The organism is Pseudomonas syringae (assembly GCF_001698815.1).
Taxonomy (GTDB): Bacteria; Pseudomonadota; Gammaproteobacteria; order Pseudomonadales; family Pseudomonadaceae; genus Aquipseudomonas; species Aquipseudomonas syringae_A.
This window is the reverse complement of sequence record NZ_LGSI01000017.1, coordinates 25,508-33,771: the sequence shown is the minus strand read 5'-3', so window position 1 is coordinate 33,771 and position 8,264 is coordinate 25,508. Positions and strand designations below refer to the sequence as shown.

The following is an 8,264-nucleotide window of genomic DNA, read 5'->3' as shown; positions in this document are numbered from 1 at the left end:
GAAGACGGTGGCGCAGACACCGGATTAGATCAGGCGAATGATGCTGGCCCATTCGCCGCCATCGGGGACCAGTCCCCTCCTACCGGTTTGTGTAGGGCTCGGTAGGACCGGACTTGTCCGGGAAGACGGTGGCGCAGACACCGATTAGATCAGGCGAATGATGCTGGCCCATCCGCCGTCTTCGGGGACCAGTCCCCTCCTACCGTTCGAACGGGGGTTGGGGGAAGCGGCTTTTTTGGGGCATCTGTCAGTTCAAAGGCGCTGGCTGTGCCGCCGGGGCTGCGACGTTCTTGTCCGGCGCCGCCAGAAACGTATAGACGCAAGGCAGCACGAACAACGTAAACAACGTCCCGACCGACATCCCCGTGGCAATCACGGTACCGATATCAAACCGGCTGACTGCGCCTGCGCCACTGGCGAGAATCAATGGCACCATGCCGAAGACCATCGCTGCCGTGGTCATCAATACCGGTCGCAGACGAATCGCCGCCGCTTCTTCCACCGCTTCCCTGGCCGACAGGCCCTTGTCGCGGCGCAGCTGATTGGCGAACTCCACAATCAGAATCCCGTGCTTGCTGATCAAGCCGATCAAGGTCACCAGCCCGACCTGGGTATAGATATTCATGCTCGAAAGCCCCAGGAACAGCGGGATCAAGGCGCCGCAAATCGACAGCGGCACGGTTACCAGAATCACCAGCGGGTCACGGAAGCTTTCGAATTGCGCCGCCAACACCAGAAAGATGATCGCCAGCGCCAGGGCAAACGTCACCCATAACGCGCTGCCTTCCTGCACGTACTGCCGCGACGCGCCCGCATAGTCATAGGCAAAACCTGCCGGGGCCTCTTCGCTGGCGATCTGGCGAATGGTTTCAATGGCTTCGCCCATGCTGACAATCGGGAAACCCTGGATGATCGCCGAGTTGAGCTGCTGGAACTGATTGAGCTGGCGCGGCCGTGCGCGGTCGCTGACCTTGATGACGGTGGACAGTGCCAGCAGTTTGCCGTCGCTGTTCTTCACGTAATAGTTGTTCAGCCAGCCTGGATTGTCCCGGTAAGGGCGCTCAACCTGAGCGATGACCTTGTAGCTGCGTCCTTCGATGGTGAAGCGATTGATTTCCGCCTCGCCCAGCAGGGTGGCGAGCGTGCCGCCCAGATCCGCCATGGAAACCCCCATCTGCGCGGCCTTGGCCCGGTCGATATCCACCACCACTTCCGGTTTGTCGAAGGCCAGGTCGATATCCAGAAAGGCAAACTTGCCTGACTCCGTGGCCCGCGCCTTGATGCGCTCGGCCACTTGCAGCAGTGCCGAGTAATCGTTCGGCGTATTGATCACAAACTGAAACGGCAAGCCTTCGCCGGTCCCCGGAAGCGATGGCAGGTTGAAGCCGAAAATCTGCAAACCGCTGATACCCGCCAGCTTTGCCTGAACCTCCGGGAGGATCTCCATCTGCGTGCGGCTGCGTTCGTCCCACGGCTTGAGCAGAAAGCCGCCGACACCGGTTTGCACGCCGTTGAAGCCGTTGATCTGGAACGATGAGTAGTATTCGGGAAACTCCTTGAAGATCTGGATGAACTGATCGGTGTAGCGATTGATGTAATCCAGGTTGGTGGGCTGTGGCGACGTCGCCATCATGAAAATGATGCCCTGATCTTCATCGGGGGCCAGTTCCGACTTGGTGAATTTGAGCAACACCGGAATCAGGCACAACACGATCACCGCAAACACCAGCACCACCGGGCGCGTATTCAGCGTGCCGTGCAGCATGCTGCGATAGCGTGCCTTGAGCCGGTCGAAAATCTGGTCGAGCTTGTGCGCCAGACCGCTGGGATTCTCGTCGTGACGCAGGAGCAAGGCGCACATCATCGGCGACAGGGTCAACGCGACTACACCGGAAATCACCACCGCGCCAGCCAGCGTCAAGGCGAACTCCTTGAACAGCGCGCCCGTCAGCCCCTCCAGGAAGCCAATGGGCGCGTAAACCGCTGCGAGGGTGATGGTCATGGAAACCACCGGCATGGCGATCTCTCGCGCGCCTTCAATGGCGGCGTCCAGTGGCGTCTTGCCTTCCTCGATATGGCGATGGATGTTCTCCACCACGACAATCGCATCGTCCACCACCAGCCCGATGGCCAGCACCATGGCCAGCAATGTCAGCAGGTTGATCGAGTAGCCCATCAGTTGCATGAAGAACAGCACGCCGATCATCGACAGCGGAATGGTGATGACCGGGATCAGCACCGAGCGCAACGCGCCGAGGAACAGGAACACCACGACAATCACGATCAGCACCGCTTCGATCAGGGTTTTCACCACCTCGTTGATCGAAGCCTGAATGAACAGCGTGGCGTCGTAGGCAATAGAGACCTTCAGGCTTGGCGGTAGCTGGCTTTCCAGCTCCGGCATGATGCGCCGCACTTCCTTGATCACATCCAGCGGGTTGGAACTGGGCGTACCCTTGATCCCGATATACACCGACGGCGTGCCATCGAACGAGCTGACCGTGTCGTAGTTTTCCGCGCCCATCTCGACCCGCGCCACATCGCCCAGCAACACGCGACGGTCGCCTGAGGTCTTGAGCGGGATGGCGGCGAAGGCTTCGGCGGACTTCAGTTCTGTCGTCGCGTTGATGCTGGTCACGACGTACTCGCCCTTGACCTCGCCGGCCGCTGACAGAAAGTTGTAACGTCGCACCGCATCGGTGACATCCGCCGCCGTGAGGCCGAAACCCGCCAGTCGCACCGGGTCCAGCCACAGCCGCATGGCGAACACCTGATTGCCGAGGATTTCCGCTTCGGCCATGCCCGGCAATGTCGCCAGCTTTGGCTGGATCACCCGGGACAGATAGTCGGTGATTTGCGGATTGCTCAGTTCCGAGCTGTAGAAACTGATGTACATCAGCGCCGAAGCGTCCGCTGCTTCCTTGCTCAGTACCGGATCTTCCGCGTCTTGCGGCAGCTTGTTTTTTACCTCGTTGGCCTTGGCCAGCAACTCAGTGAACAGCCGGTCGCTGTCGGCGCCGATACGGGCATAGATCGAAACGATCGAGAAATTCTGTCGGCTGACCGACGTCATGTAGTCGATGCCTTCCGCGCTTGCCAGACTTTGCTGCAAGGGTTGCGTGATATAGCCCTGAATGGTTTCGGCATTGGCGCCGGGGTACGCCGTGGTCACCGTGATCAGGGCGTTTTCCATCTGCGGATACTGGCGAATGGTCAGCTTGCTGAACGCCTGGAAGCCCAACAACACAATCAGCAGGCTGATCACGGTGGCGAGCACCGGACGACGGATGAACGGATCTGTAAAAGCCATGAAGAATTCCTTGATCAGTCTGCGCGAGGCTGACTGTTCTGTTCGGCTGGCAAAGTGGTGTCGGCACTGATCGCGACATGGGCACCGTTATCGAGCTTGAGCTGGCCACCGCTGACCACTTGCTCGCCCGCCTTGATCCCTTTGCTGATGATCACCAGCCCGTCGCGACGCTCGCCGGTTTCCACGAAACGCCGCTCAACGGCCAGCTGCGCTTCACCCTTGGCGTCTTTTTCCGGCTCACCTTTGTCGTTTTTCTTCGGCACCACGACATAAACCGAGTTGCCATAGAGCGTGTAGGTAATCGCGCTTTCCGGTAGCACGATTTGCGTCTTCGGCCCGGGCAACAAGACGTGCAGATCAGCGAACATGCCAGGCAGCAATTTTCTTTCGGGATTCGGCAGCGTGGCGCGCACCAACAGGTTACGAGTGGTTTCGTCGACCTTGGGGTTGATCGCGCTGAGCGTCGCTTCGAAACTCTGCTTGGGGTAAGCCGCGACGTTGACCAGTGCTTTCTGGCCGACGGCCAGATTGGGCAGCGCCTGTTCCGGCACATAGAAATCGAGATAAAGGCTGCTCAAATCCTGCAAGGTGGCGATGACCGTGCCACTGGCCAGATAGTCGCCGACGTCCACCTGACGAATGCCGATGGTGCCGCTGAACGGCGCGAGAATGCGTTTCTTCGCCAGGGATGCGTTCAACTGCGCCACGGTTGCGCTGGCCTTTTTCAGCTGCGCCACGAGCTTGTCGAAATCACCACGGGAAATCGCCTGGTCGCCTACCAGTTTGCTGCCACGACCCTGTTCCACCTGGGCCAGGCCAAGGTCGGCTTCAGCAGTGCCGAGCAGGGCTTTTTCCACATCGCTGTCCAGCTGAAGCAACGGTTGTCCGACGCGAACTGTTTGCCCGGAGTCAAACATCAAGGCCTTGACCGTACCCGCGATTTCCAGGCTCAGGTCAACGCCCTGCAAGGCCTTGAGCGTGCCGATGGCCGGCAGACGGCTCTGCCACGCGCGTTCGCTGGCGGTCGCGACGGACACACTGATCGGCGGTTTCGGCGCGCTGAACTGTTGGATTTGTTGATAGACAGAAAAGGCCTTGTAGCCCGCCAGTAACAGCACGACCAGCAGCACCACACCCAGCATGATCAACATACGGCGACGCAGCATATTCACTTCCTTGCAAATACAGGTGAATCAGGCGAGCACGTTAATCCTGCGGCTCATGGAGTGCCTGATAAAAATGTCACGCAATATTACTTCAAACCCGGACCTCTGCTCGGGTTATGTCATGGGTCTGGATTCAAGTCCCGGTATCAAACCAGATGCAAATGGTTGTCCCAAAAACCCGTCGGCAAATCCAATGGTTTGGCCAACAGTTCGGTCTGGCGGCAGTCGTAAAAACGGCAGCGGCCCTGACCCGAGGTGACCACGAAACCGTCAGCAACTGCGCCGACACCGGCGCAATCGGGAAGAGGCGCGTCAAGGCGAACCGCGCCGCTGTCCAGGTCCCAGATAAAGAAGCGGTTGCCCCTTGGCGCGGTGAGCGCCACCAGTCGCAGGTCGCTGTGTACTGCGACGCTGGCGGTGTAATGGCCCATCGCTGCGAGTTGTTGCTCAGCCACGGGAAACGCCTGAAATGGCTGGCCGGGACGCTTGATCGCCAACAGCTCGGCGCTTTCGTGCGCATCGCCCATGAATTGCTGACCAGCGACGATGGTGCCATCGCTGGCGATGCCCATGTGACGGACGCTGTTCATGGACTGCCTGAGCGTTTCCTTGCTCAGCAGGGTGCCGTCGCGCTGCATCAACACCAAACTTGGCTGCATGGCGTTGAGGTTCATCTCGATCCGGCTTTCGGCTTCGGTGCGTATGCCGCCGTTGGCGACCACCAGCGTTTCGCCATCGGGCATCCATGACACCTGATGCGGACCGATGCCGTGCGTAGGGATTTCCCCGAAATGCACGAGGCGATCAGCTTCGAAGCGGTACACACCCAACAGGCCGCGACCGGGATCGGTGGTGTCATTTTCGGTGGCATACAGCCATTCGCCGCTGCTGTGAATCACCGCATGCCCGTAGAAATGTCGATTCGGTTGCGACGTGATGGTCTGCACCAGACGACCATCCTGCAGATCGATCAAATAGCTTTCTGTGCCGGGACGACGGGCCACGAACAACGCCAGATTCAGCGTCGGGTGATTGATGATGTCGTGGCAGCGCTGGGCAACCTTGGTGGCGAAGATTTGTTTGCCATCGAGTTGATAACCCACGGCGAAATGCTGCCCATCGGCATCATCTCGAGCTGACAGCAAGAGCGGGTCTTTGCCTTTTTGGCGAAACAGCGTCCAGCCGCCCAGAGTGCAAGCACTGAGCAGCAGACTTCCAAGGGCCAGAGCCTGGCGTCGCAACATCATCAAAATCCTCTCGTTCAATCGCCGTCGTTGGCGTTGAAGCCCAGTTGAATGCCCAGCGCCTTGGCCAGCTCGCCTTCGTGCAGGCGATGAACCACGTTGAGGCTGTCGTAGAACGCGTTGAGCTGCTGACGGCCCTCTTCGCTGGCCAGCAGATCGGCCAGAGGCGGCTTCAGCGCAGTCAGCAGTTTACGACTGGCAGCGTAGGCAGCGTCGATCTTGTCGGCCAGTGGTTTCTGCTCGGCGGGCAACAGACCGCGCAGGCCGTGATTGTCAACGCCGGCCCATACGGTTTCAGCACTGATCAGGCTGGCTTCCAGACTGCTGAGTGACGACTTGCTGCGCCATGCATCGGCCTGGAAGGGCTGCGGCAATCCTTTGGTCTGACGACCCAGCGGCGTACCGAGTTTTTTCTTCAGGCTGTCCAGGGCGGTGACCTGAACCCGCAGCAATTCGGCGATGGCTTCGTGGGAATCGGCGTAGCGCTGGTTGGGGAATTTACTCAACTGGGCAAGCATGCCGTCGTTGCTGTTCCAGCGACTGAGGATTTCTTCAGCGAGGGTTTTCTGGCGCTCGCCAATCGCCATCATCAGCGGGCAGTAACGCGCTTTCTGCTCGGCGTTGGCCATGTCGATTTCGGCGTCGAACAGAATGTATTCGTAGGCCGACAGGCCTTGCACCACAACGCTGGATTTGGACAGGGCTTCAGCGCTGATTTGCGGTTGGGCGGTGACCAGTTGCTCGACCTGACGGCCGACCAGGTTTTTCTTGTCCGGCCAGAACTGTACTTGCCAGGAGCGATTGCCCTCGGCCAGCGGACCGATCAGCAAGGGCTGCAACTCGGCCCAGGTCTTCTGCGCGTGCAGGAAGTCGGCACGAGCAGTGGCCAGATCAGTCTTGCCCTGACAGAAGGCGAGGGCGCTGACCGCCAGTTGCCGGTCAGCGTCGACCCAGCGACTGTAAGTCGGCAGGATCACTTGCTTGGCGATGGACGCCGAAGTGACAGCCTGTGGATCGGCCGGTGCGCAGGCACCCAAAGCAAGAGCGGCAAGGCTGGTGAAGAGCAACTTGGGACGGAACATGTCCGGTTCCTTATTTTTAAATGAAAGAAGTCATAACGAATTCAGGAATGCCAGCAACGCGGCGCGTTGCTCGGCATCGAATGCCAATACTTGTCGTTGTGCCGCCTGGGCTTCGCCGCCGTGCCAGAGCACCGCTTCGAGCAGATTGCGGGCGCGGCCATCATGCAGAAACTGTGTATGCCCGCTGACTGTTTGCGTCAGACCAATCCCCCATAACGGTGGGGTCCGCCACTCGCGGCCTGTAGCCTGAAACTCGGGGCGATTGTCAGCCAGTTCTTCGCCCATGTCGTGCAGCAGCAAATCGCTGTAGGGACGGATGACCTGATCGGCCTGCTCCGGCTCGGCGGCATCATGCGCGGTCTTGAACTGCGGCGTGTGGCATTGCTGGCATCCGGCCTTGTAGAACAGATTCTTGCCAGCCAACACCTGCGGACTTTCAACGTCTCGGCGGGCGGGCACGGCCAGATTTCGCGTGTAGAACAGCACGAGGCGCAAAATGTTATCGCTGACCTCGGGCTCGCCATCCGGGCCATTGCCGTTGGGTGCCGCAAGGCAGTCAGTTTGCGCGGGCGTGCAGTCATCAAACATTCTCAGGCTGGTGGTCAGGCCCATATCACCAGAGAACGCGTGAATGTTTTGTTGATTGATGTTGGGTTGACCGGCTTTCCAGCCGAACTTGCCCAGTGCGACTTTCTGCGCGGTGTCATCCCAGACCCAGTTTGGACGCCCGGAAATACCATCGCCGTCTGCATCGTCCGGGTCGGCATTGGCCAGAATCGCCGCATCGGGAATCGCCTCCAACAGCCCGAGACCGATCATCGGCGGCGCGATACGCGCCGATGCCCGGGTTTCAGGATGCATCGGGCCATAGCCCAACTGGGTGATGCTCAAGGTCGGTTTGCGCAGCTCGACCTGCGTACCGTCCCGGAAATGCACCGGCAGCGGCTCATACTCAACGCGCACGCGGCCTTCCGGCGCAACGCCGGGGATCGACATATCCTGCAACTGCCCGCCATAAGTCGGCTCGGGCAAGATGCCAGCTTTTTTGATCAAGTCCGCTTGGGCGGGATTGTCGGGAATCGACAGGCGCACCAGCATCGACACCGCATTGCTGTCGCCGTTGTCAGGTGGATGGCCGCGGCCGTCCTTGATGTGGCAATTCTGGCAGGCGTTGGTATTGAACAATGGCCCCAGACCGTCGCGAGCCGTGGTGGTCGAAGGTGCGATCACCCATGGACTGCGAAAGAAGCTGTTGCCGACACTGAAATCCAGCCGCCGCACAGGCGAAAGATTGGCTGAAGGCAGCGAAAATGCGTTGCGATCCGTCTTGTTCACCGTCGCCGCCCCACCCGACAACGCTTCGCCCGGCTCCGCCTGGGTAAAACGCGGGGCGTCATCGCACCCGCTCAACGCCACGGCGACGAGCAGAGCAAGGATCGGACGAAGCGACGTAATCATAAGC

General features: G+C 59.8%; 5 protein-coding genes. All 5 read right to left on the bottom strand.

Annotation, left to right across the window (positions count from 1 at the left end):
* Nucleotides 1-247 precede the first annotated feature (247 nt).
* The 5 genes from AFK24_RS04570 to AFK24_RS04550 all read right to left on the bottom strand — a co-directional run bounded on the left by AFK24_RS04570 (nt 248) and on the right by AFK24_RS04550 (nt 8,260).
* A complete protein-coding gene (locus AFK24_RS04570; protein ID WP_065832113.1) occupies nt 248-3,310 on the bottom strand; it encodes a multidrug efflux RND transporter permease subunit in 3,063 nt (1,020 codons plus the stop codon).
* Between the two features lie 14 nt (nt 3,311-3,324).
* On the bottom strand, nt 3,325-4,476 hold the full coding sequence (locus AFK24_RS04565; RefSeq protein ID WP_065832112.1) for an efflux RND transporter periplasmic adaptor subunit: 1,152 nt from the start codon (nt 4,474-4,476) through the stop codon (nt 3,325-3,327).
* A 146-nt stretch (nt 4,477-4,622) separates the two neighbouring features.
* Nucleotides 4,623-5,720 (bottom strand): DUF1513 domain-containing protein, encoded by a 1,098-nt coding sequence (locus AFK24_RS04560; protein WP_065832115.1) that lies wholly within the window; start codon nt 5,718-5,720, stop codon nt 4,623-4,625.
* 17 nt (nt 5,721-5,737) lie between these two features.
* Nucleotides 5,738-6,802 (bottom strand): imelysin family protein, encoded by a 1,065-nt coding sequence (locus AFK24_RS04555; protein WP_065832111.1) that lies wholly within the window; start codon nt 6,800-6,802, stop codon nt 5,738-5,740.
* A gap of 30 nt (nt 6,803-6,832) precedes the next feature.
* Nucleotides 6,833-8,260, bottom strand: coding sequence for a di-heme oxidoredictase family protein (locus tag AFK24_RS04550; protein ID WP_065832110.1), 1,428 nt, complete (start codon nt 8,258-8,260; stop codon nt 6,833-6,835).
* Nucleotides 8,261-8,264 lie beyond the last annotated feature (4 nt).

Excerpts from the sequence above, each read along its gene's own strand:
- AFK24_RS04570 (WP_065832113.1), bottom strand. The coding sequence starts at position 3,310 with ATGGCTTTTACAGATCCGTTCATCCGTCGTCCGGTGCTCGCCACCGTG.
- AFK24_RS04565 (WP_065832112.1), bottom strand. The coding sequence starts at position 4,476 with ATGCTGCGTCGCCGTATGTTGATCATGCTGGGTGTGGTGCTGCTGGTC.
- AFK24_RS04560 (WP_065832115.1), bottom strand. The coding sequence starts at position 5,720 with ATGTTGCGACGCCAGGCTCTGGCCCTTGGAAGTCTGCTGCTCAGTGCT.
- AFK24_RS04555 (WP_065832111.1), bottom strand. The coding sequence starts at position 6,802 with ATGTTCCGTCCCAAGTTGCTCTTCACCAGCCTTGCCGCTCTTGCTTTG.
- AFK24_RS04550 (WP_065832110.1), bottom strand. The coding sequence starts at position 8,260 with ATGATTACGTCGCTTCGTCCGATCCTTGCTCTGCTCGTCGCCGTGGCG.